Annotated in this window: 23 protein-coding genes and 1 pseudogene; 10 read left to right on the forward strand and 14 right to left on the reverse strand. The window is 64.9% G+C overall.

The window, feature by feature from the left end:
* The first annotated feature begins 95 nt into the window (after positions 1-95).
* Positions 96-1691: a serine/threonine-protein kinase gene (locus MYCSM_RS03535; RefSeq protein WP_015304761.1), complete on the forward strand. Its 1596-nt coding sequence runs from the start codon at positions 96-98 to the stop codon at positions 1689-1691.
* Between the two features lie 186 nt (positions 1692-1877).
* The gene (locus MYCSM_RS03540; RefSeq protein WP_015304762.1) at positions 1878-2858 is read left to right on the forward strand and encodes a 2-hydroxyacid dehydrogenase; all 981 of its coding nucleotides are present in this window, start codon (positions 1878-1880) and stop codon (positions 2856-2858) included.
* An 11-nt stretch (positions 2859-2869) separates the two neighbouring features.
* Here the strand turns inward: MYCSM_RS03540 and MYCSM_RS03545 are convergent, their stop codons facing one another.
* Both MYCSM_RS03545 and MYCSM_RS03550 read right to left on the reverse strand, forming a co-directional pair.
* Positions 2870-3202, reverse strand: coding sequence for a hemophore-related protein (locus tag MYCSM_RS03545; RefSeq protein WP_041311256.1), 333 nt, complete (start codon positions 3200-3202; stop codon positions 2870-2872).
* 100 nt (positions 3203-3302) lie between these two features.
* Positions 3303-3536: pseudogene (locus tag MYCSM_RS03550) on the reverse strand (LysR substrate-binding domain-containing protein); the annotation flags it as partial.
* A gap of 346 nt (positions 3537-3882) precedes the next feature.
* On the opposite strand from MYCSM_RS03550, the gene MYCSM_RS03555 reads away from it, so the two are divergent.
* Positions 3883-5133 carry a KasA/KasB family beta-ketoacyl-ACP synthase gene (locus MYCSM_RS03555; RefSeq protein WP_015304765.1) on the forward strand — a complete coding sequence of 417 codons (1251 nt, stop codon included), beginning with the start codon at positions 3883-3885 and terminating at the stop codon, positions 5131-5133.
* 74 nt (positions 5134-5207) lie between these two features.
* Here the strand turns inward: MYCSM_RS03555 and MYCSM_RS03560 are convergent, their stop codons facing one another.
* The 3 genes from MYCSM_RS03560 to MYCSM_RS03570 form a co-directional block, all read right to left on the reverse strand.
* On the reverse strand, positions 5208-6062 hold the full coding sequence (locus tag MYCSM_RS03560; RefSeq protein WP_041311260.1) for a cyclopropane mycolic acid synthase family methyltransferase: 855 nt from the start codon (positions 6060-6062) through the stop codon (positions 5208-5210).
* Positions 6063-6183: 121 nt separating this feature from the next.
* Positions 6184-7167 carry a cyclopropane mycolic acid synthase family methyltransferase gene (locus MYCSM_RS03565; protein WP_015304767.1) on the reverse strand — a complete coding sequence of 328 codons (984 nt, stop codon included), beginning with the start codon at positions 7165-7167 and terminating at the stop codon, positions 6184-6186.
* A gap of 3 nt (positions 7168-7170) precedes the next feature.
* The gene (locus MYCSM_RS03570) at positions 7171-7971 is read right to left on the reverse strand and encodes an aminoglycoside phosphotransferase family protein (protein WP_015304768.1); all 801 of its coding nucleotides are present in this window, start codon (positions 7969-7971) and stop codon (positions 7171-7173) included.
* A gap of 108 nt (positions 7972-8079) precedes the next feature.
* Here MYCSM_RS03570 and MYCSM_RS03575 point away from each other — a divergent pair, with 108 nt between their 5' ends.
* Complete coding sequence (locus MYCSM_RS03575; RefSeq protein ID WP_015304769.1) at positions 8080-8538, forward strand: cyclic nucleotide-binding domain-containing protein; 459 nt, start codon at positions 8080-8082, stop codon at positions 8536-8538.
* On the opposite strand, the gene MYCSM_RS03580 is transcribed toward MYCSM_RS03575, so the two are convergent.
* A complete protein-coding gene (locus MYCSM_RS03580; RefSeq protein ID WP_015304770.1) occupies positions 8535-9026 on the reverse strand; it encodes an SRPBCC family protein in 492 nt (163 codons plus the stop codon). The genes MYCSM_RS03575 and MYCSM_RS03580 overlap by 4 nt on opposite strands.
* Positions 9027-9063: 37 nt before the next feature.
* Between MYCSM_RS03580 and MYCSM_RS03585 the strand changes: the two genes are divergently transcribed.
* On the forward strand, positions 9064-10083 hold the full coding sequence (locus MYCSM_RS03585; RefSeq protein ID WP_232425715.1) for an LLM class flavin-dependent oxidoreductase: 1020 nt from the start codon (positions 9064-9066) through the stop codon (positions 10081-10083).
* Here MYCSM_RS03585 and MYCSM_RS03590 read toward each other — a convergent pair whose 3' ends face one another.
* Genes MYCSM_RS03590 through MYCSM_RS35145 form a run of 3 tightly spaced genes read right to left on the reverse strand, consistent with a single transcriptional unit; the run spans position 10084 to position 11610 of the window.
* Entirely contained in the window at positions 10084-10470 is a 387-nt protein-coding gene (locus MYCSM_RS03590) for a DUF2237 family protein (protein ID WP_015304772.1), read from the reverse strand. It abuts the gene before it with no gap.
* Positions 10470-10955 carry a hypothetical protein gene (locus MYCSM_RS03595; RefSeq protein WP_015304773.1) on the reverse strand — a complete coding sequence of 162 codons (486 nt, stop codon included), beginning with the start codon at positions 10953-10955 and terminating at the stop codon, positions 10470-10472. The genes MYCSM_RS03590 and MYCSM_RS03595 overlap by 1 nt, the downstream gene beginning before the upstream one ends.
* Positions 10956-10995: 40 nt before the next feature.
* Positions 10996-11610 (reverse strand): Rv1733c family protein, encoded by a 615-nt coding sequence (locus MYCSM_RS35145; RefSeq protein WP_015304774.1) that lies wholly within the window; start codon positions 11608-11610, stop codon positions 10996-10998.
* Positions 11611-11826: 216 nt separating this feature from the next.
* On the opposite strand from MYCSM_RS35145, the gene MYCSM_RS03605 reads away from it, so the two are divergent.
* The gene (locus tag MYCSM_RS03605) at positions 11827-13620 is read left to right on the forward strand and encodes a bifunctional serine/threonine-protein kinase/transporter substrate-binding domain-containing protein (RefSeq protein WP_015304775.1); all 1794 of its coding nucleotides are present in this window, start codon (positions 11827-11829) and stop codon (positions 13618-13620) included.
* Positions 13621-14299: 679 nt separating this feature from the next.
* Positions 14300-14806, forward strand: coding sequence for a DUF5994 family protein (locus MYCSM_RS03610; protein WP_232425716.1), 507 nt, complete (start codon positions 14300-14302; stop codon positions 14804-14806).
* Between the two features lie 70 nt (positions 14807-14876).
* Here MYCSM_RS03610 and cspE read toward each other — a convergent pair whose 3' ends face one another.
* Positions 14877-15080: a transcription antiterminator/RNA stability regulator CspE gene (gene cspE, locus MYCSM_RS03615; protein ID WP_015304778.1), complete on the reverse strand. Its 204-nt coding sequence runs from the start codon at positions 15078-15080 to the stop codon at positions 14877-14879.
* A 74-nt stretch (positions 15081-15154) separates the two neighbouring features.
* Positions 15155-16441 (reverse strand): DEAD/DEAH box helicase, encoded by a 1287-nt coding sequence (locus MYCSM_RS03620; RefSeq protein ID WP_015304779.1) that lies wholly within the window; start codon positions 16439-16441, stop codon positions 15155-15157.
* 241 nt (positions 16442-16682) lie between these two features.
* On the opposite strand from MYCSM_RS03620, the gene MYCSM_RS03625 reads away from it, so the two are divergent.
* Together MYCSM_RS03625 and MYCSM_RS03630 are read left to right on the forward strand one after the other, a co-directional pair.
* On the forward strand, positions 16683-17306 hold the full coding sequence (locus MYCSM_RS03625) for a rhomboid-like protein (protein WP_015304780.1): 624 nt from the start codon (positions 16683-16685) through the stop codon (positions 17304-17306).
* A 102-nt stretch (positions 17307-17408) separates the two neighbouring features.
* A complete protein-coding gene (locus MYCSM_RS03630) occupies positions 17409-17639 on the forward strand; it encodes a hypothetical protein (RefSeq protein ID WP_015304781.1) in 231 nt (76 codons plus the stop codon).
* Positions 17640-17643: 4 nt separating this feature from the next.
* Here the strand turns inward: MYCSM_RS03630 and MYCSM_RS03635 are convergent, their stop codons facing one another.
* Positions 17644-19056, reverse strand: coding sequence for a DUF4185 domain-containing protein (locus MYCSM_RS03635; RefSeq protein WP_015304782.1), 1413 nt, complete (start codon positions 19054-19056; stop codon positions 17644-17646).
* Positions 19057-19326: 270 nt separating this feature from the next.
* On the opposite strand from MYCSM_RS03635, the gene MYCSM_RS35150 reads away from it, so the two are divergent.
* Positions 19327-20550 carry a septum formation family protein gene (locus MYCSM_RS35150; protein WP_015304783.1) on the forward strand — a complete coding sequence of 408 codons (1224 nt, stop codon included), beginning with the start codon at positions 19327-19329 and terminating at the stop codon, positions 20548-20550.
* 80 nt (positions 20551-20630) lie between these two features.
* Here the strand turns inward: MYCSM_RS35150 and MYCSM_RS36975 are convergent, their stop codons facing one another.
* Positions 20631-20807 carry a hypothetical protein gene (locus MYCSM_RS36975; protein ID WP_157681267.1) on the reverse strand — a complete coding sequence of 59 codons (177 nt, stop codon included), beginning with the start codon at positions 20805-20807 and terminating at the stop codon, positions 20631-20633.
* Between the two features lie 321 nt (positions 20808-21128).
* Positions 21129-21623: a hypothetical protein gene (locus MYCSM_RS03645; RefSeq protein WP_015304785.1), complete on the reverse strand. Its 495-nt coding sequence runs from the start codon at positions 21621-21623 to the stop codon at positions 21129-21131.
* Between the last annotated feature and the right edge of the window lie 140 nt (positions 21624-21763).

The following is a 21763-nucleotide window of genomic DNA, read 5'->3' on the forward strand; positions in this document are numbered from 1 at the left end:
GAGCGTGTTACGCACGCGTCCAATGTGGGAACACGATTTATCGCTGCGCGTCGGGGTGCTGACGGTTAGGTCGGTTAGTACTGGAAAGGATTGGCATGACCCTCCCTCAAGGTGGTTCGCGCCTTGGCACCCGATTCGGACCCTACGAGCTGAACTCACTGATCGGGGTCGGCGGGATGGGTGAGGTGTATCGCGCCTACGACACCGTGAAGGACCGGACAGTGGCGGTCAAGGTGCTGCGGGCAGAGATGGCCGCGGACCCGACCTATCAGGAGCGCTTCAGGCGGGAGTCGCGGGTGGCCGCGCGGTTGCAGGAGCCGCACGTCATTCCGGTGCACGACTTCGGGGACATCGATGGGGTGCTGTACATCGACATGCGCCTGGTCGAGGGCGGCAGCCTGAAGGACGAACTGCGGGCGAACGGGCCGCTCGCGCCGAACCGGGCCGCGTCGATCATCGCGCAGGTGGCCGCGGCGCTGGACGCCGCGCACGCCGACGGCCTGGTGCACCGCGACATCAAACCGGAAAACGTCCTGCTCACGGCCGACGACTTCGCGTACCTCGTGGACTTCGGGATCGCGCACGGCGGCGGCGACGCGAGCGTGACGTCGACGGGATTGATCATCGGATCGTGCGCGTATATGTCGGCGGAGCGGTTCAGCGGCGGGCAGGTGGGCCCGGCCGCGGATGTGTACTCGCTGACCTGCCTGCTCTACGAAAGCCTGACCGGGCGTCCGCCGTTTGAGACGGGGGATCTGCGGCAGCTGATGACGGCGCATATGTTCTGGCCGCCACCGCGGCCCAGCATCATGCGGCGAGGCATCCCGCGGGCGTTCGACGAGGTGATCGCGAAGGGGATGGCGAAGAAGCCCGGGGAGCGGTTCGCATCGGCGGGCGAGCTGGCCAAAGCAGCGACGGCCGCCGTGTCGGGCGGACCTGTGCCACCTGCGCCGGCGGAGCCGAGCCCGCCGCCGACGGTGCCGATTGCGACGCAGAGTCCACGACCGGACACCAGGCAGTTCTCGGCGGTGTACGCGAACCCGGCGGGCACGGGGTACACGCCGTATCCGCCGCCTGCGATCCCGGGGCCGCAGCCATTACCGCGAAAGTCGCGGCTTGGAGCCGGCCAGGTGGCGCTGGTCGTGGCGACGATCGTGCTGTTCGGTGTCGCGGTGGTGTTGGCGATGCAGCTGTTCTCGGGCGGTGACGAGACGGCGGCGCCGCCGTCGACGACGGTCGCTGCGCCGCCGCCACCGTCGGCGAGCACGACGACAAAGACCGTGTCGCCGTCGACCACGACCACGCCGTCGACCACGACCACGCCGTCGACCACGCCGACAACGAGCGGCGCGCCGTTGCCTGGAGTGTCGGGCACGGATGCGCAGGGCTTCGTCGGGCATGCGGCGCGCTGCGACGGGGGGAACACCGCGGTCACGGCGATCAGGACGGCGCAGTCACTGGCAGTGATATGCCAGTCGAGTGCGGGCAGCTACTACTACCACGGCGAACGACTGCGCGACGGAGCCAATGTCCGGCTCAGCAACGCCGTGCCCAACGGCGGAGGGTTTGATGTGAGCAACCCGGCCGACGGCGCGAGCTACGAGGTGCGGCCCGATCACCTGACCATCCGCAGTAACGGTCATGTGGATTCTGACGAGCCGGCGTTGGAGTACGGGTCGGCCTCCGGCTAGAGGTTGGGGGTTCGCGAGATCGCAGTTAGCGCGTACGTCACTCGCACTTCTTCGCAATAACTGCGATGTCGCGGAGCCGGACTAAAGGATGGGCGCAGCCGGTCTGCGGCGCAGGGGCGAACGCAGGCGGCCGGCCGGCAGCCGCCTGCCGACCCGATTCGCAGGTCGCCGTACGGTGGAACCATCATGAGCGCGAATGCCCCCACCCCGCTGAGTCGTTCCGTGTTGCAGGTCGGATCGCTGAAGCCGTCCTTGGCGCAAAAGCTTCAGGACGACTACGCGGCCTACGTGCTGCCCGACGAGGCCGCCGAGTTCCTGGCGGCGCACGGCGACGAGATCAGGGCGGTGGTGACGTCAGGGCGGACCGGCGTCGATGCCGAGTTGATGGCGTCGCTGCCGAACCTGGGGGCGGTCGTGAACTTCGGGGTCGGCTACGACACCATCGACGTGGATGCGGCCGCAGCGCGCGGCGTTGTGGTCAGCAACACGCCGGATGTGCTGACCGATTGTGTGGCCGACACGGCGCTCGGATTGGTGATCGACGTGATGCGGCAGTTCTCGGCGGCGGACCGCTATGTGCGCGCGCGCCGGTGGCCGGTCGATGGCAATTACCCGCTGACCCGTCAGGTGAGCCACAAGCGGATCGGCATCATCGGACTCGGTCGGATCGGCAGTGCAATCGCGAAGCGGCTCAGTGCTTTTGGATGTGTGATCTCGTATCACAACCGGCATGCGGTGGAGGGATCGCCATACGCGTATGTGGCGACGCCGGTGGAGTTGGCGCGGGGCGTGGACGTGCTGATCGTCGCGGCGGCTGGCGGTGCGGGTACGCAGGGGCTGGTGAGCCGCGACGTGATCGAGGCGTTGGGCGCCGACGGTTATCTGGTGAACATCGCGCGGGGCAGCGTGGTCGACGAGCAGGCATTGGTCGAGGCGTTAGTCGGCGGTCAGTTGGCGGGCGCGGGGCTCGACGTGTTCGAAGACGAGCCCAACGTGCCCGAGGCGCTGTTGACGATGGACAACGTCGTCGTGCTGCCACACGTCGCCAGTGGGACGGTGGAAACCCGTGCAGCCATGGAGGAGTTGACGCTGCGAAACCTCGAGAGCTTCTTGAGGACTGGGCAACTCGTCACGCCGGTGTCGATGCCGGTTGCGACACCGAGATAGGCCGCGGATGCCTAGTAGTTGTTGCAGTTATTGGCGACCTGGACGACAAGCCCAGTGTATGGCGCGGCCGCGGGAATGCTTTGCACTTGCTGGATCATCTGCTGGCGCTGAGATACGGGCGCGCCGAGGAATTGGTGCAGCCATCCCACCGCAACCGGACTCCCGGTGAATTCGGCGGCGCTCTCGGGCGACTGGGCATTCAGCGCCGCGATCACTTGGTCGTAACTGCATGTCGTGTTGACGACCGTGCCTACATCGGGTTGCGCGGAGGCGATCCCGCTGGTGAGGCCGAGCGATAGTGCCATGCCGGTCGCGGCAACAATCACTTTCGTCCTCAAGATCATTCAGTCACGCTAGCACGACACAGACCTGCGCGGCGGTGGTCGATTTCGCTGGGAGAAAACGTCTCTCAGAGACTTCTTAGACCATGTGGCGTCGTCGACGCTAGCCCACCACGCCCTCGACCAGATCGTCTGTGGTCCATTCCCGCTGGGGCAGAACATCTCTCAACAGTCGCAGCAGCGCCGGATTGGAGCTGTCGCCGCGCCACACCGCGTCCAGCTCCACCGGCGGCTCCCTGAACGCCCCGATCGACCGGAACACCACGCCATCGGGATGCAGCGTCGCCGCCGACGCCGGCACCAGTGCAATGCCGATGCCCGAGCGCACCAACACCAACGTCGGGTTGAACCCGCGGATCGGCGTGCCTGAGCCGCGGACGGTCGAGCCGCAATGAGCGTCTGTCCGGTCAGGCGTGAGGTGTCGGGCATCGTCGGTGTCATGGTGTCCTCGGCCGTCTGGTCGTCGCTGGTCTATCAGCACCGCTAGGAGGCATATCGATGCTTGTCCAAGACCGATGTAGGCCCGAATGATGCAGTACTTGGATTAATGCGTGCGTAAACGAATCGGGAGGCCACCGAACGAACGGTAGCCGAAAACACCGTCGCGGCAGCTCGCAGAGGCTCGTAATCTGGTGTCAGGCACCTCAACAGGGTCGGCTCGCGAGTGAAGGAATTCGGCAGGCATGGCATCGTTGAGAACGGGCGACGGTTTCCCAGACGTCGTGGTCACCGCAGTCGCCTCGACGACTTCGCTTGCGCCCGACGCGGAGAAGACGTGGCAGGCGCTGCTCGAGGGACAAAGCGGCGTACGCGAATTAGACAAACCTTTCATAACTGACTTCGACTCACCGGTGCGCATCGGTGCACCGTTGCAGGAAAATTTCGACGCACATCTGAGCCGCGTCGAACTGCGCCGGCTGGCATACATGCAGAAGATGTCGCTCGTGTTGGGGCGGCGGTTGTGGGAGAACGCGGGCACGCCGGATGTCGACACTCGGCGGCTGATGATCTCGATGGGCCTCGCGCTGGGCAGCACAGAGGAGATTCCGGTGCAATACGACTCGTGGAAGGAGAAGGGGCTGCGCGCGGTCTCGCCACTGGCCGTGCAGATGTACATGCCCAATTCGCCTGCCGCGGCGCTCGGACTGGACCGCCAGGCCAAGGCCGGGATCATGTCGCCCATCATGGCCGACGCCTCCGGGGCGGCAGCCGTCGCGGAAGCGTGGCGGCAGATCGTGCTCGGCGAGGCTGACATCGCGATCTGCGGCGGCGTGGAGACACACGTCGAGGCGGTGCCCGTCGCGTCGTTCTGGCAGGCCGGACTGTTGTCGACCAACAACGACGACCCCCAAGGCGCCTGCCGCCCGTTCGACAAGGACCGCGACGGCATGGTGCTCGGTGAAGGCGGTGCGCTGCTGCTCATCGAGACCGAGGACCACGCCAAAGCGCGCGGGGCCCCGATTCTGGCGCGGGTGATGGGGGCGGCGATGACCTCGGACGGCTATGACGTGGTGGAGCCGGACCCCAGCGGCGAGGAGGCAGCCACGGCGATCGTGCGTGCCGTCGAGTTGGCCGGCCTGACACCGACCGACATCGACCATGTCAACGCGCACGCTACCGGCACCAAGCTGGGCGATCTGGCCGAGGCGAAAGCGATCGCGGCGGTGTTCGGCAACCACAGACCAGCGGTGTTCGCGCCCAAAGCGGCGCTTGGCCATTCGCTCGGAGCGGCCGGCGCAGTGGAGGCGGTGCTGACGGTGCAGGCGTTGCGCGACGGAGTAGTGCCGCCGACCCTGAACCTGAAGGACCTCGACCCCGAGATCGAGCTGGACGTCGTCAGTGGAAGTCCGCGCACTGGCGACTACCGCTACGCGGTCACCAATTCGTTTGGCATTGGCGGCACCAACGTCGCGGTGGTCTTCGGCGCTTCGTGACCGAAGCACGTCCTGTTTTGCCCGCCCCGCAGCGACAACACTCCGACCTGCAGTGATGCCGCCGAGCGCCCAGCCTAGGCCTTCGTCAGCGTGAACTGCCCGAGCTCGCTGATGCCCCGGTTGAAAAAGTCGGAGCATCCCGTGAGGTAGCGCATGTAGCGGTCATAGACCTCTTGGGATGTGGCGGCCACCGCTTCGTCGTGAGCGGCTTCCAGATTCGCGGCCCACGCATCAAGCGTCCGTACGTAGTGCTCGTTCAAGTACTGCGTGTGTTCCAGCGAAAGCCCTGCGGCAGCCGAGTATTCGGCGATGTCCTCGTCGCAGGGGATTGCGCCGCCGGGGAAGATCTCCTTGGCGATGAACCGCATGAACTTCAGATCCGACATGGTGATCGGAATGCCCATGTCGGGCCAGCGCTTCAGCGGATGGCCAAGGATCGTCTGCAGCACCATTCGGCCACCCGACGGCAGGCTTCGATAGCAGGTTTCGAAGAAGGCCGCGTAGCGGTCTTTCGGGAAGGCTTCGAAGGCTTCGATGCTGACGATGCGGTCGACGGGCTCGTCGAACTGCTCCCAGCCGCGCAGGAAAACCCGCCGCGACCGGTCGGAATCGATCTCCTCGAGCAGGTGCTGGCAGTAAACCGCCTGGTTTTTGCTCAGCGTCAGGCCAACGACGTTGACGTCGTATTTCTCGACGGCGCGCTTCATCACCGAACCCCACCCGCAACCGACGTCGAGAAGCGTCATGCCGGGCCGCAACTCGAGCTTCCCGAGCGCGAGATCGATCTTGGCCATCTGAGCGTCTTCGAGTGTCGTGTCGTCGCGCTCGAAGTAGGCACAACTGTAGGTGCGGGACGCGTCTTGAAACGTCCCAAAGAAGTCGTCGGACAGGTCGTAGTGGGCCTGTATCTCCTCGAAAAATGGCCTCATTTTCACTGCACCTGCGCTGCCTTCAGCCACGTGTATCGACCTCCTCCGGACAGATCGCTGATGCGATCCTGACGGACCTGACCCCCTCTGGTTTTACCTCATATTTGGTTAGTTGGACGAATCAGCGCTTCTCGCAAGTGAACTGGCAAACATCTGTGTATCCGTTGCGAAACAGGTCGGCACACCCCGTGAGGTACTTCATAAACCGCTCGTAGACCTCTGTGGAAGTGACCGCGATGGCCTCGTCCTTCTTGGATTCGAGATTTGCCGCCCACGTGTCCAGGGTGCGGGCGTAGTGCGGTCGCAGGGACTGCCTGCGGGTCACGGTGTACCCGGCCTTGACGGCGTGCTCCTCGACCTGGGCCGCCAACGGCAGCCGACCGCCCGGATAGATCTCATCGAGGATGAACTTGATGAAACGCACGGTCGACATCAACAGCGGCAGCTTGCGTTCTTTGACCTCCGCATCGCTCGGAATGATGATCGTGTGCAGCAGCATCACGCCGTCGGCAGGCATCAGGTTGTAGGTCCGCTTGAAGTAGTCGTCGTATTTGCCGAAGCCGAAGTGCTCGAATGCCCCGATCGACACGATTCGATCGACCGGCTCGTCGAACTCCTCCCACGGCTGCAGGCGAACCTCTTTTGTACGCGGACTGTCGGATTCGGCAAATAGTCGCTCGATGTGCTCTTTCTGGTTGTGCGACAGCGTCAAGCCGATCACGTTGACGTCGTACTTCTCGATAGCTCGCATCATGGCGGCGCCCCATCCGCAGCCGATGTCGAGCAGCGTCATCCCGGGCTGCAGGCCGAGCTTGCCGAGCGACAGGTCGATTTTGGCCATCTGCGCCTCTTCGAGAGACATGTCGTCGCGCTCGAAGTACGCGCAGCTGTAGACCTGGTTGCGGTCCTGCCACAGCCGGAAGAACTCGTTGGAAATGTCGTAATGCGACCGGACTTCGTCCGCGTCCGATCCAGCGATCTTTGTCGCTGACTCCGACAACCATTTGGATTGGGCGACTGGAGCCTTCACTGCCCTACCTGTCACGTTTGATTCCCCTTGCACCGATTCAGACAATACGCCTGTGGGCGCTGGGGCCCAATGCATTGCTCAGTCCTGCACCGCCTTTGCCAACGCGATGTACTTGGTCAAATTCGCTCGATCGCGAATCGCTTGCTGCACTACCCGGACGATAACCCAGGCGCGGGCACGGTGTTCGTCGAAGCCCGCAGCGTCTACGAGCGCGTAAAAACGTTGCCGCACACCGTCGCGGACGTCTCCTGACAATTCGTTCCAGCGGTGCCACAACATCGGCGCGACTTCGTAATGTGGATCGCCGTTCGCTGGCCGGGGTGCGATCGCGAGCCACGGTTGACGGTCGGCGGCGAGGACGTTTCCGTAATGCAAGTTGCCGTGAACCACGCTGTCGCCCGGCTGTTCTGCGAGTTCGCGGCTCAGCGTCGCAGCCTGCTCGACGAGCCGGTGCGGGATCGGCGCGCTGCGCGGGAGCTCCTCAAACTCGACTGTCCATCGCTCGAGATAGGAAGTCAGCGTGCGCAATTGGGGCAGAGCGGGGACATGGAGCCGACGGTAGAGTCCGGCCACCAGCTCGCAGGCGTCGACGTCTCGCAGCGTGTCCAGGCTCTCCCCGCGAAGCCGCTCCAGAAGTACGGCGTGGCGCGGCGGGTCGGCACTGAGCAGGCGGACCGCGCCGTCGCCGCCCCAGCGCCGCAGCACGAGGTGCTCGTGTTCGGTCTCGGGGTCACCGGAGGTGACCTTCAGGACTGCGGGCACGCCGTCTGATGTCAGCACTGGCAGCACCACCGAGCCCGGCCCCCGCACCGGTTCGCCCTCAGGACGAAGCCGCCAGTGGTCCAGATGGTTCTGCATGACGCTGGCGAGGTTGGCCACCCACGGATGGTGTCATCTCGCCAAAAACGCCGGGCAATTTGCCTACCGCGCCGAGACCGCTCGCTAGGCTCCCTGGAGACAGCGTTGTCACCAATCGGGGGAGTCAGCATGAACAGGCGTGAGACCACTGAGGCGAAGCAAGCACGCGAGCAGCAATATGCCGAGGACGCCCGCCGACTCAAGGAATTTCCCTCATTCGCGAAGTTCTCCGACGGCGACCTGGCGCGGATCGCTAAAGCGACACATCGAACGTCGACCTCCGGCCCGTGGCCGCTGATTCGTGAGCAGACCCCCTCCGACGCCTGCTACATCCTGCTCAGCGGCGAGGCCGGCGTATATGTCGGCCAGCAGCGCATCGCGGTGGTGGGGCCCGGCGAGGTGCTCGGGGAGTCCGCTCTTCGCCACGGGAAACTGCGCAATGCGACGGTGACGACAACCGGGAAGGCCGAAGTGCTGCACATCGCGCGCAACGACCTCAGCCGCCTGCTCGATGAGGTGCCTGCACTACGCAAAATGATGGATGAGACGGTGGCCCGCCACGTCCCGGAAGCCGCCGATCTGAGTTAACCCTCGACCTGCGACCGGATCCAGTCGAGGTTGGCCTGCATATTCTGCTGCCATTCGGACAGCCTCCGCGAGATGATTCTGGCTTCTTTGTCCGGCTGCGCGGCGATCCCCGGCGTCAACCCCGACGACGCCGGCCCCATCCGCCCCCATTGCCGGATCAGCACGCCGTCGCTGGCGGGCTCCACCTCGAACCCCCAGGTCGCGCCAACTCCGTCGGGACCGCTGACGGTCCACACCCAGCGGCGTTGATCCTCGACCTCGACGACTTCGCACACCGTCTCCCAGTTGCCGAACGCGTCGTGTTGGCTGCGGCCACGGAATCGGGCGCCGACCTTGACGCTGTCGGCGCCGTCGAGCCATTCGACGGACTGCAGCTCGTTCGAGCACCGCGCGGGCAGGTTGATGTCGGTGACGTATGTCCACGCGGTGGCGAGGTCGCAGTGCACGCGTTGTGTCACTTCTATGGTGGGCTGATCGCGGTAACGCATTTTTGCAGCATGTCACGAGCGAAAAAGGGGGTCACGCGTGAAGGTCGGCACGATGATCGAGCCCCGGTTGCCGGGCGCCGTGGAGTTCGCGGCGGCCGCCGAGCGGCTCGGTGTCGATTCGTTGTGGACGCCAGAGGTCTGGGGTTACGACGCGCTGACCGGACTGGCGTTCGTTGCCGCCAAGACGTCGACGATCAAGCTGGGAACCTTTGTGGTGCAACTGGGTTCGCGCAGTCCGGCGATGCTGGCGACGTCCGCGCTGAGCCTGCAGGAGCTGTCGGACGGCCGCTTCCTGCTGGGGATCGGAACCTCCGGCCCACGCGTGATGGAGGGCTGGCATGGTGTCCGGTTCCGCAAGCCGGTCGAGACCACCCGCGAAACGATTGAGATCGTCCGGATCGTCAGCCGCGGCGACCGGCTCGAACATCCCGGCGAGATCTACCCGCTGCCGCTGCCGGATAGCAGCGGTGCCGCGCTGAAACCCATGGTGCGGCCACGTCCGGTGCCGGTCTATGTCGCGGCGATGGGACCGCGCAACCTGCGGCTCACCGGCGAAACGGCCGACGGGTGGCTGGGCAACGCGTTCATTCCCGAAGCAGCAGAGGTGTTTCTGGGTCCGCTGCGCGAAGGCGCCGAACGCGCCGAACGCACGCTGGCGGATCTCGACCTCGTCGCGCCGGTCGCGGTTGAGTTCCATGACGACGACGCGTCCGCCAGCGCCGCGGCGCGCAGGCACGCCGACGGATACGCGTTCACGATCGGGGCGATGGGAGCGGGCGGGCGCAACTTCTACAACGACGCGTTCACCCGGTTGGGCTATGGCGATGACATCGTCAGGGTCGCCGAGCTATGGCAGCGCGGCAACCGGGACGAAGCGCGCCGAGCCGTGCCGCTCGACCTCGGCCGCCTGACGAATCTCGTTGGTACACAAGAGGTTATCGCTGAGCGTGTGAGCAAGTACGAAGCCACGGGGATCACCACACTGCTGGCCAAGCTGGAGGGCGATCACGCCGATCAGTTGGCGACGCTGGAGCGGTTGCTCGACATCGTCGGATAGCTACAGGCTGCCCAAGTCGTCGGGCACGTCGACCGCGTGTTCCTTGAGCGCGTCCAACGGGACCACGTCCAATGTCCGCTCGTGCGTCGACGCCAACACGACCGGCGCTGCGCAGCCGTCCTGATACGCCCGGAACCAGTTGGCGGCGGTGACGCACCATTTGTCGCCGGGCGTCAGGCCGGGGAACCGGAACTCTGGCCGCGGCGTCGACAGGTCGTTGCCGATCGAGGCCTGATGCTCGAGGAACTCCGCGGTCACGACGGCGCAGATGGTGTGCCTGCCGATGTCCTCGGGCCCCGTCGAGCAGCAGCCGTCGCGGTAGAAGCCGGTCATCGGTTCGGTGCCGCATGGCTCCAGCGGTGCACCGAGCACGTTGGTTTCGGGCATCAGGTCCGAGGCGTGAACTTGATGGCGACGATGCCCTCTCGTTCGCACGCCTCCCTGAACTCGTCGACGGTGGGGATGCGCTGCTCGCGGAAGCCCAGCCCCATCATGCGCTGTGCGCCCTTGACGCCGTAGGTCTCGGCGACCCGGTGCTGAAGTTCCGCGACAACGGCGGGGTCTGCGATGACCTCGCCGCGCATCGCCGTCTTCTTGCGGTCGTGCAGGACCTCGGCGTCGGCGCCGCCGCGGAAGTTCTTGGTCCAGCCCGCCCCGGCCAGCGCATAGAGCTGATCGCCAATGTGGTGCGCGCTCACCGGGATTGAGTACTGCTTCCCGCTCTTGCGGCCCTTGAAGTTCAGCACCATCAATTGCTTGCCTGCAGAGCCTGCCAACGGAGTGCCGAGCAGAAATTTTAGAGCCGGGTTGACCAAGTGGAGAAGCCGCTCCGGCGGATGCGATATGAAAACAGCGGGTGACTGTTCTGCCATGTGCTCACCGTAGGACTACCGAGGCGCCGCTGGGCCAAATTCACCGGTGGCGACCGGCGCGGCCTCCGTCGTCATGGACCAGGGTGGCGATCTCGCGGTTCCACGCGTTGGAGCGGGCGTGGCGCAGGCCGCGTCGAACAAGCGCGACGGCCAACGCGGCGATGGTGGTGGCCGCAAGCCAGACTCCGGCCGCAGCAACAGTCGCGTCGGCTGCTGCCTGCCATGACGCGGCGGGCGGTCCGACCTGGCGACCGTTGTTATCGACCCAAATATCAGCGCCCGCAGCGTCTTTCGTCGGGTTGGCCCAGTCAAGGGCGCCGGCGTTCTCGACGTCGCCTGCCCGCCAGCGAGCCTGAAGGACAGCGGCGGGGCCCGTCGGGGCGGCGGCTTTGTCGGTGGCGGTTTTGTCGGCGGCGGTTTTGTCAGCGGGTGCGGCGACCTGATGACGATCGTGCTGTTGCGTGGCGTAGGTCTTGGCGTGTTCGTCGTGGATCGCGGTGCCGATAGCGCCCGCGAAGGGCATGACGATCAGGGAGACCAGCACGGCGAGGGCCATCACAGCGACCTCGACGCGGTCGCTGGTCCGCACCAGCGGATTGCGACCACGGGCTTGGGCCAGACGCCAACGCCACCAGGCCACCGTGAACCACTGCATGATGTCCTCCTCGGTCAGTCGCGCACCGAGGTGTGGATAGACCAGTCTGGGAAACTCAAACCCGACCGCGCCGCCGCTGTGAGGCGTGGATTTTGTCAATCTTAGCGTTGACTAACTTCGAAATGCCCGGTATATGACGAGCGCCACGACATTGTGGCAAACGTGATGTAGCTTCATACGGCACAGCGGGGACAGCCCGCTGCCGAGGAGTAAGCGGTGGATTCGACACCATTCGGGCACTATCAGCTGCAAAAGCTGATCGGCCGGGGCGGTATGGGAGAGGTCTACCGGGCGTATGACACCAAGACCGACCGCATCGTCGCGCTCAAGGTGCTGCCGCATCATTTGGCCGAGGACGCCACGTTCCAGCAGCGGTTCCGACGGGAATCGCAGGCGGCCGCGGGGCTGAACGACCCGCATGTGGTGCCCATCCACGGCTTCGGCGAAATCGATGGCCGGCTCTATTTGGATATGCGGCTGATCGAGGGCCGCAACCTCGGCACGATGCTGGAGGACGCCGAGGGCGAGCCGCTGGGGGCGTCGTTCGCGGTCAATGTGGTCGAGCAGGTAGCGACGGCGCTGGACGCCGCTCACGAAGCGGGACTGATCCATCGCGACGTCAAGCCGTCGAACATCCTCATCACCGACCGCGACTTCGTGTATTTGATCGACTTCGGTCTGGCGCGCACGGCGGGGGAGAAGGGCCTGACGACGGCGGGCAACACGCTGGGCACGTTGGCATACATGGCGCCGGAGCGGTTCGAGGGCGCGCAGATCGATCCGCGCGCGGACATCTACGCGTTGACGTGTGTGCTCTACGAGTGCATCACCGGGCAGCGGCCCTACCCGGCGGAGAGCTACGAGCAGCAGATCAAGGGACACATGGTGTCGCCGCCTCCGCGCCCGTCGGCCATCGACCAGAAACTGTCGGCGTTCGACAAGGTCATCGCAAGGGGCATGGCGAAGAAGCCGGAGAAGCGGTATCAAACCGCGGGGGAGTTGGCGGCAGCGGCGCGGCGCGCTTTGGAGACGCCGGTGCGCGCGACGGGTCGGTCGGGCAAGCATTCGCGGCAGCGGTCCGGCGGAGTGTCGCGGCGGGCGTTGGCGATTGCGGCCGCGGTGGTGTTGGTGGCCGGAGTCGGCACATTCGGGGCGTGGAAGTGGCTGGGTGGGCGATCGGGGGATACGCGACCGGCGGGCGTGGCGGAGATTTCGGCGACTCCTGCGCCGGTGGCCGGTGCGGTGCCGGAGATCGCGGCGAGCGTGCCCGAGGAGATAAGGAAGACGGGCCGATTGGTGATCGGTGTCAATGTTCCTTATGCGCCAAACGAATTCAAGAACGCGTCGGGCGAGATCGTCGGCTTCGATGTGGATCTGATGAATGCGGTGGCCAAGACGCTGGGGCTGACGCCGGATTACCGGGAGACGGGTTTTGAGGCGATCATTCCCTCGATCCGTGCCCGAGATTTCAACGTCGGGATGTCGTCGTTCACTGACACGAAGGATCGCGAAGGGTCCGTCGACTTCGTGACGTACTTCCAGGCGGGCACGTTGTGGGCGCAAAAGGTGGGCGCCGGCGTGGATCCGAACAATGCGTGCGGCCTGCGGGTCGGCGTGCAGTACGCGACGATCCAGGAGACCGTAGAACTCCCGGCGAAGAGCCAAGCATGTACGGACGCGGGCAAGGCAGCGATCGAAAAGGATGTGTACGTCAGCCAGGATGACCTGAATGCCGCGTTGATCGCCGGGAAAGTCGATGCAATGACCACGGATTCGCCCGCGACGGGATTTGCGATCAAGATGTCGGGCGGCGTGTTGGAGCCTGCGGGCGAGATTTTCAACACCGCGCCGTATGGGTGGCCGGTGGCCAAGGGCTCGGGTCTCGCGGAGCCGCTGCGTCGTGCGCTGGAGCACCTGATGCAGACCGGTGAGTACAAGACGATCGCGACGATGTGGGGTGTCGAGAAGGGCATGATCACCTCGCCGTCGATCAACGGGGCGGTTCGATAGCTCGACGGCCTGCCGCCCCCGCCGCCCGCTGCCGGCCTGCCGCACCGCCCCGGCACCTTTCCTACCCCCGATGAAAAGTGCCGGGCAAAATCAATTCTCCTGCAACAACTCCCGAGCGCGCGCCACTTCGAGCACCTCACCATCGGCGCCCATCCGGCTCGCTGCCTTCGCCAAAGCGTCCCGTGCTGGTTCCCCTCGGACTCGAAATCGTCCAGCGCAGCACGTATTTCGAACAACTGCGTCGTCTGGGCAGTCCCGAGAGCCGCGCCGAAAACCCGCTGCGCGCCTCTCCGGCTCGTTACGGGTGTGGCCGCGCAGCGGCAACAGCTCGGCGTTAAAAATCGGCGTGATGGACGCGTCGATTCTGGATGCGACGCGGAATCTGTGATCCCCAGGTGTAGATTGGTTGTCAGGCCGTTTCGTATTTGCCATGCCAACAGTGGACTCTAAGACGATCAGCCTGCGAATCGACCGCATTTCGCCCGACCATTCATCCCCCGGGCTGAACCGACATGGTTAAGGACCTCGCCATGGAATCGTCCGACTTGTTCTCACATCCCTATGAACCCGAAGCCGTGCCGGACCGAGAAGCTTTCAGCGAACCGGTGCAAGCTCCGGTCTTCTCTGACCGCCCCCGAAAAGACTCGCCTGCTGATACGCCGCACTCCTCATGAACGGCATGACCGGGACGCGGCGCTTGGCCCGTCCCGTCAGGCTCGCGCTGGCGCGGCAATTAGGCGCTGACATCGACGGAGCATGGTGGCCCTACACCGCCTCCGTGGCAGATGAACTTCCGCAGCTCATCGGCGCGCTACACAAACCACTCGGCGAAATCGTCGATATCTGCATCAACTGGTCTGCCACGCAAGGTCCGCGCGAGCTGTACGAGACGGTTTCGGGGAGCCGGACCGCACACGACGGGCATCCCGGGCGCCAACGTCTGATGGTGGTCGAGGGCCGCAACGGCACTGCAAATCTCCTCGTTGTGCCACATATGACGTCGCAAGCGCTTGGCGTGATGGTGATGCGGTGCGCGTCGGCCAAGTCGTTCTCGGGCGCAGAACGTGACACCCAAATGTTCGAGATCGCCGAGTGCGTTTTGCGGGCTGCGCAACTCGAGAGCGCATCGTGGACACAACGGATGCGTGACATAGCAACAACCCCGGACCCTGCCCCGCTGGTCTAGAGCTGGTCTAGAAATGCCAATGGGCTGGTACGGAGCTATCCGCACCAGCCCATCGTCAGGTCTGGGTCGCCTAGATGGCGGAGACTCGCACCGCCTGGGGGCCCTTGGCTCCCTGCTCGACCTCGAATTGGACGCGCTGGTTCTCCTCGAGGGTGCGGAAGCCGCTGCCCTGGATCTCGGAAAAGTGCACGAAGACATCCTTCGCCCCGTCGTCAGGGGTGATGAAGCCGAAGCCTTTGTCGCCGTTGAACCATTTCACAGTTCCCTGTGCCATTTACTTACTTCTCTCATTCAGTTCGGATGTACCAAAAACATCCGCGCATCACCGTAGCAGTGCCAGGTGACGTGTCAGACCGCGTTTCGTTGTGTACCGCGGGCGCCGCGGCCGCGACGGCGACGCGGGGCGCCAGACCGGCCGGGCTGCGTCGGACGGGGCGCCGTGGTGGCTTTCGGTGCGGGAGCCCGGTGAGGGGCGCGCTCGCCGGCCACGGCATGCACGGCGGCGGAGTCGGCGGTCACCTCTTGGGGGGTGACGCTGATGCCCGCGCGGCGCATCAAGGCCTGAGTGTCTCTGCGTTGTTCGGGCAGGACGACGGTCACGACGTCGCCGGCGTTTCCGGCGCGCGCGGTCCGTCCGGACCGGTGAAGGTAGGCCTTGTGCTCGGCCGGCGGATCGATGTGCACCACCAACTCGATTCCGTCCACGTGCACGCCTCGCGCGGCGATGTCGGTTGCCACCAACACCCGCGCGTCGCCGGCAGTGAACGCGGCGAGATTCCGGTCACGTGCGGGCTGAGAAAGGTTGCCGTGCAAGTCAACTGCCGGCACACCTGATTCGGTGAGCTGCTTGGCAAGCTTGCGCGCTTGATGTTTGGTACGCATGAACATGATTCGACGTCCGGTGCCGGAGGCGAGCCGGTGCACTAGTTCCTTCTTGGCTTGCACGCCGGAGACGTGGAACACGTGGTGGGTCATCGCGGCGACGGGGGAGTTGGCACTATCGACAGAGTGCAGCACCTCGTTGCGAAGAAATCGCTTGACGAGCTTGTCGACGCCGTTGTCCAGCGTCGCGGAGAAGAGCAACCGCTGGCCACCGGCCGGCGTCGCCGCCAAGATCCGGGTCACGCCGGGAAGGAAGCCGAGATCGGCCATGTGGTCGGCCTCGTCGATGACCGTGATCTGCACCGAGTCCAGGCTGATCAGACGCTGTTTCATCAGGTCCTCGAGCCGGCCCGGGCAGGCCACCACGATGTCGACGCCCGCCTTCAGCGCCTTTTCCTGCCTAGCTTGCGGTACGCCGCCGAAGATCGTGGTGACGCGCAGATTGTGGGCGGCCGCCAGCGGTTCGAGAGCCGCGGTGATCTGGGTGGCGAGCTCACGTGTGGGCGCCAACACGAGACCGGTCGGCTGTGACGGGCGTCGCTTTTGACCGGCGAGCCTGCTGACCAACGGAATTGAGAAGGCAAGCGTCTTCCCGCTGCCCGTTTTGCCGCGGCCCAGCACATCTCGGCCGGCGAGAGTGTCGGGGAGGGTTTGGATTTGGATGGGGAACGGGTTGGTGAGGTCGCGGGCAGCGAGCGCAGCGACCAGTGGTGCACCTACGCCGAGATCAGCAAAGGTCTTGTCAGTATTAATGATTGGTGTCTTTCAGCATCTTGTGTGCCGAGACGCGCGGTCGATCAGCACAAGGTGGCGAGATTGCCGGTGGGCAATATCGATCGCCGCGATACGAGGTGCGCTGGTGCGCGGATCATCTGGGGATGAAGAAGCGTTTCACGACGTGTTGGCCATCTGGTTGAGAGGCCGACGTTGCTTACAGCGTAGCGTATGGCCTGATGTTGGCCGAATTCTGGCCGTTGTTGGCTAGGTTGGCGCTATGAGGCACGTGCTTGTGCGCGGCGTGGTCACGGCCCCGCTCACCTCCGCGTGGCTGCTGGTGTTGTTCATCACGACTCGGATTCAGCGGTCGGCCGGGCGGTGGGGATCGCGTCGAATCCGACGCACGAATTCGACCAACCTTCGTCGCCTGCGCACCGGGCCGTCACGCGTCCTCGCGACCAGCCTGTTTTGGCTCGACGATCACAAGTGGTGGCCCTATGTCCCGGTCTTCGTTGGCATCTTGGGTCCGGCTGAACGCCGCTTACGTTGGTGGCGTTGGCTTTTCGTCGGCATCGCAGCGCATGTCGTCGGTACCTACGTCTCTCAGGGCTATCTGCGGCTGATGATCCGGATGGGCAGGGCGCCCTGGCGGCTGGTCGCTGCGCGCGACGTCGGAATCAGCTATTTCGTATTCGGTACGGCAGGCACGCTTTCCGGTTATGTGCCGCCTCCTTGGCGAACTGGATGTCAGGTGGGGACCGTGACGGCCCTTGTCGTCAACGTGGCGGTGCGGCCTACCTTCTCTGAGGTGGGGCATCTGACGGCATTCCTCGTCGGACTGGCGGCCATCCCGCTCGCACCGGACCGCGACGACGTGACGTATCCCACTCTGTCGGGGTGACTATGCCGCGCGAACATCCCAACCGGGACGCCCCCACGTGAACCACGTCCTGCTGAAGTGAATTCGGCGAGCACAGGGACGTCCAGCTGACAGACTGACGCGATGACATCCTCACGTGACGTTTACGAACGGCTGGGCGTGCTCGAGCGGCTCGTCCGGCACCTCTACGAGAAGACAGGGATCCCGATACCTGATATCGAGACGCTCGCCCAGGTGTCGGACAACGTGCGGCAGCTGCTGGCCTCGGGCAACAAGATCGCCGCAATCAAGGCGTACAAGGAGGAGTCCGGCGTCGACCTGGCCACTGCGACCAAGATGATCGAGTCGCTCTAACACCCTATGGCAGAACCGTTTTCATCAGCATGACGTTGTAGTCGTTCCACTCAGACAGGTTGTAGTAGAGCGTTTTGCCCGTCGACCAGGGGTGCAGGAATGGGGCGTAGATCCCGCCGGGGAACTGCATTGACGGCACGACCATCTGCTCCGGACTCCACGGTCCCTGTGGCGCGGGTGCGGTCCTGAATACGACGTCGTTCGCGCCGTTGCAGTACATCGCCAGGTACTGATGGAGATAGGTGTTGAATTGGGCCGACATCTCACCCACCGGGCCGGGGATGACGACCGTCGCTGCACCGGGATTGCCAGGGATCCAAGCATTTTGGTCAGCATTCCAGTACTCGTACCTGGTGACGTCAGGAATAGCTTCAGGCGCAACGCGCGCTAGATATGCCGAGCCGCCGCGGCCGGCCGGGGTTCCGAACGAGTAGATGTACGGATCGCCGGGCCCAGGTTTGAGGAACGCACCCTGCTGGAAGTTCTCATTGCCGCCAACGTGTCGGGCTCCCGGGATGGCGTCGGGCCGCGGCGTACGGACAGACCCCGGGTAGACGCCCCAGCGCTCGCCGTTGTCGGGTGACACCGCGATCGCCGAGTAGTTGGTTGTCCACGCGCCGTTGGCATCCCAACTCTTGATGGACATGTAGTTCAGGTACTGCTTTCCGCCGACCGAGATACCTGCGGTCGGGATGATCCCGGTCTCGTCGGGCGCCCACTTGGTGGTGTTGATGATTTGTTTGGAGATGCCGCGGGCCCACATCGGTGAATTCGCGACGCTCACGGTGTTGGACAGTGCGCCGTCCTGACTGCGCATCAACACGTTGTATCGCCATTGATGGCCGGGCGCGCTGCAGTAGCCGGACGTGTCGCCGAACGCCATCAGCACTTCGCGAGAACCGTTGTCCCACATGATTCCAAGGTCCGTCCCGGAGACAGCGAAACGTGACAGCGTGTTGTTCGGGCTGTTCGGTCCGGTCACCCACCCGACGAGCGAGGTGCCAGGCGGATCTGCCGTCACCGGTGCCGGCGGCGGTGCTGGGGCGGCCTCGGGAACCGGCTGGGCAGCGGCCGGTGCCTGCTGGGTGGCGGCGGCGGGCGGTGTGGGCTGTGGCGCAACACCCGCCTGCTTCTGCACCTGCGCGGATGGCGGAGTGAACGCGTTGAGGAGGGCCCGCGAAATCTGGCCGAGACGGGGAAGCGGCGCGCTCGTATTCGCGTTGGGCGGCCGGTGTCCGCGTGGCAGGCCGCCGGTCACTGGCATGGCCGGGGCCGCGGGAACGTCGGGCTGGGCTGCGGCGGCCGCGTCGGTGCAGGGCTCGGCGCCGGCGGATGGCGCGACGCCGATCGCGGCGCACAAGCTGATTGCAGCCGCCGACGCCACCGATGCTGAGGCGATTCGCAGACGCGACGACATGACACACCTTTCAAGGGGACATGACGTCGGTTTGACGTCAGAAGTCGACGGTTGTGACGATAGTGATCCCTGATGCTCGTGTGCTCAGTGATGCACCGATAGGTATGCATCCGTAACCGTGTCGCTATACATCGATGTAATTCGTGCGCCCGTCTGTTGTCTATCAGCAACCTGATCCGGGGTTGCTATCTGCGCGCTTTTCACTAACTATTTGGTGAAACTGTTTTGCCTGGCATTGCAGCAGAACATTAGCCGTGTTCCCATCATTGCGTGTCGGTGAAGCGCGGGTCCGACGAGGTTTCCACCGACAAGCTGCCGGTGCACCATTCGCGTGCGTGCGCCCGTCCGCGCCGGACGCCCCTGCCGCTGTGGTCGATGAGGGTTCTCTTCATCACGGTCGCGGTTGCTGTCGTCGCCGCATCGGCCGTGGTCGTCTGGCAGATGACGAACCGGTCGAACGCCAACGCGCCCACGGCCGAGGTGCGTCGCGGCGACTGCCTCACCTGGCCGCCGGGCCAACCCGAGCACGCGACGAAAGTCGACTGCGCCGACGAGCATCTGTTCGAGGTCGCCGACTCCGAACCGATTCCCGCAGCCGGGGCCGACGACCAACAGACCTGCGCGCGGGCAGTCGGTTATTACCTTGGGCCCCACTATGACCCGGGCGGGCGATTCGTCGCTGGTGCAGTGCAGACGGCCGGATGGCTGCTGTGCGGCCTGCAGTTGCCAAGCGACGGGATCGCTTCGTTCGGATTCAAGGGCAAGGTTGACAGCCAGGATCAGTCTCGAGTCTGGGCGACGGGCACGTGCCTGGGTATCCGGGACGGCAAGACGACGGACATTGCCGTGGATTGCGGCTTGCCGCACGCGCTCGAAATCACAGGCACCGCAGACCTTTCCACCGTATTCGGTCAAGCGGCGCCATCAACCGCGGCTCAGGACGCCGTCGTGCGGGATGTCTGTGGGGTGGCGACGTCGGCATACCTATCACCTCTGACGCTGGATGCAACTGGCCTGTCGGTGCGCTATCAGCCGATTGATGCGGCGGGTTGGGCGGCGGGAAGCCATCGGGTCGCGTGCCGCATCGGCTCACCCAGACCTGACGGGGGTTGGGCGACATTGGTTCGCAGCGCCAGAAACGGGGTGCGCATCGCCGGGCAACCCATTTCGCCGCCGCCCAGCCCGGTGCAGCCGCTGCCCGTCGAAGTCGCCGCCCCGACAACCGAATCCGAGCCGTCGCCACCCGAAGAGGTGCCAGTGCGCGTGGACATCGCACCCGACGAATCCACCGATGAATCCACGGTCGGATCCGTCGACGCCGCCGGTTCCGTCCCGCACATGGACGGTTCCGAGGGGCTAGGCCCGGTGCAGCATATCCAGGGCCCAGGACTGGCGGGGCCGGTGCCGTACACGGTCGGCCCTCCAGCGCCGAGGCCGGCACCGGAATCGCCGTCAGCACAACCACTTCCGGACTCCGGATCGCCCTCGGGCTAGCGCTGTGGCTGGGAGCGCGCTGAACGTTTTGCGACGCGCTGGCAATGCCGACGTCGTTGTTAGCGTGCGCCGATGGACCTCTACCTGGCGTATTCGTCGTCGAACTCGGCCGCGTCTTCGGCATGGTCGTGGACCGCCATCGTGGTCGTCGGCTTTGCGGTGGGTTGGTTGGCCACTGGGGCCAACCGTGAGATGAGCAGGAATTGGGGTCCCTCAGAGGTGCCTTCCAGCAGAACGCCGAGCCGGCCGGAGCTCATCGACGCCCCGCATTACATGCTCGAAGTCGAGCTGCACTTCCCGAACCTGGCTCCGGTCACAGGCCGTGACGTGCAGCCGGTGCCTATGGCCCATGTGCCTACGCTTGGTATCGGCCTGCCGCTGACGTGCGCCGTCGACCCGGCCGACCCGTCGCGCCGATTCGTCGTCGACTGGGATGCGCCTTTGCCGGTTGAACTCCGCCAGACGGGGTATGTACCTGCCACTGGGCGGAAGGAACTCGGGTGGCGAGCAATATCTCTCTTGGGGGCGGACCCTTGGCGATCTGTCCGGCGTGCGGATACCCCACGCTGAGCCCGCAGCTATGTGCGTCGTGTGTTTCCGTGGCCGTGGACAAGATCGATGTTGTGGTCAACGTTTCCGACGTCAACCCCGCTGCGTAGCCGGCGGGCTTGGCGCCGCTGACGGCGCTCGTCCTGGGCGATCCGGCGGTCAAGCACGCGTTCGTCGCGCTTCGTCAGCCCGCGGCTTCGCTGCGCTAAGAGGTCTAGCTGTTCCCAGCTGAGGCCGTCCAGGTCACCATCTGAATCGTGCGTGGCGACAACGACGCAGCCGCGCAGCAGCGGGACCGTCTTCGCGGTGAAGTTGGTGGTGGCCAACAGAAGTCGGACGGCAGCACAGTTAGGTCGTCGTTGGCACCGCTGGGTTGACCTCGTGAACCAGAAGTCGAATTGCCGGTCGGTGCTCGTCAGGCTTTCCAGGCCATAGTCGCTGACAAGCTCGGCGATATCGGCGGTGCTGTAGGCCTGGGTCTCATAAGCGACGCCGCTGGGGCTGAAGTACAGGACGGTGTTCATGCAGATAATCCATTCCACTCTTTCGTTGACGGGTTGTGCCGGCTGTGCCGCACTGATACCAGTGTTGCCAAAGTGACGAATGAGATAAACCTCGGTAACGAAATTGGCACGAGACGTTTGGCGTCCTCACAGCCAAGTCC

The organism is Mycobacterium sp. JS623 (genome assembly GCF_000328565.1).
Taxonomy (GTDB): domain Bacteria; phylum Actinomycetota; class Actinomycetes; order Mycobacteriales; family Mycobacteriaceae; genus Mycobacterium.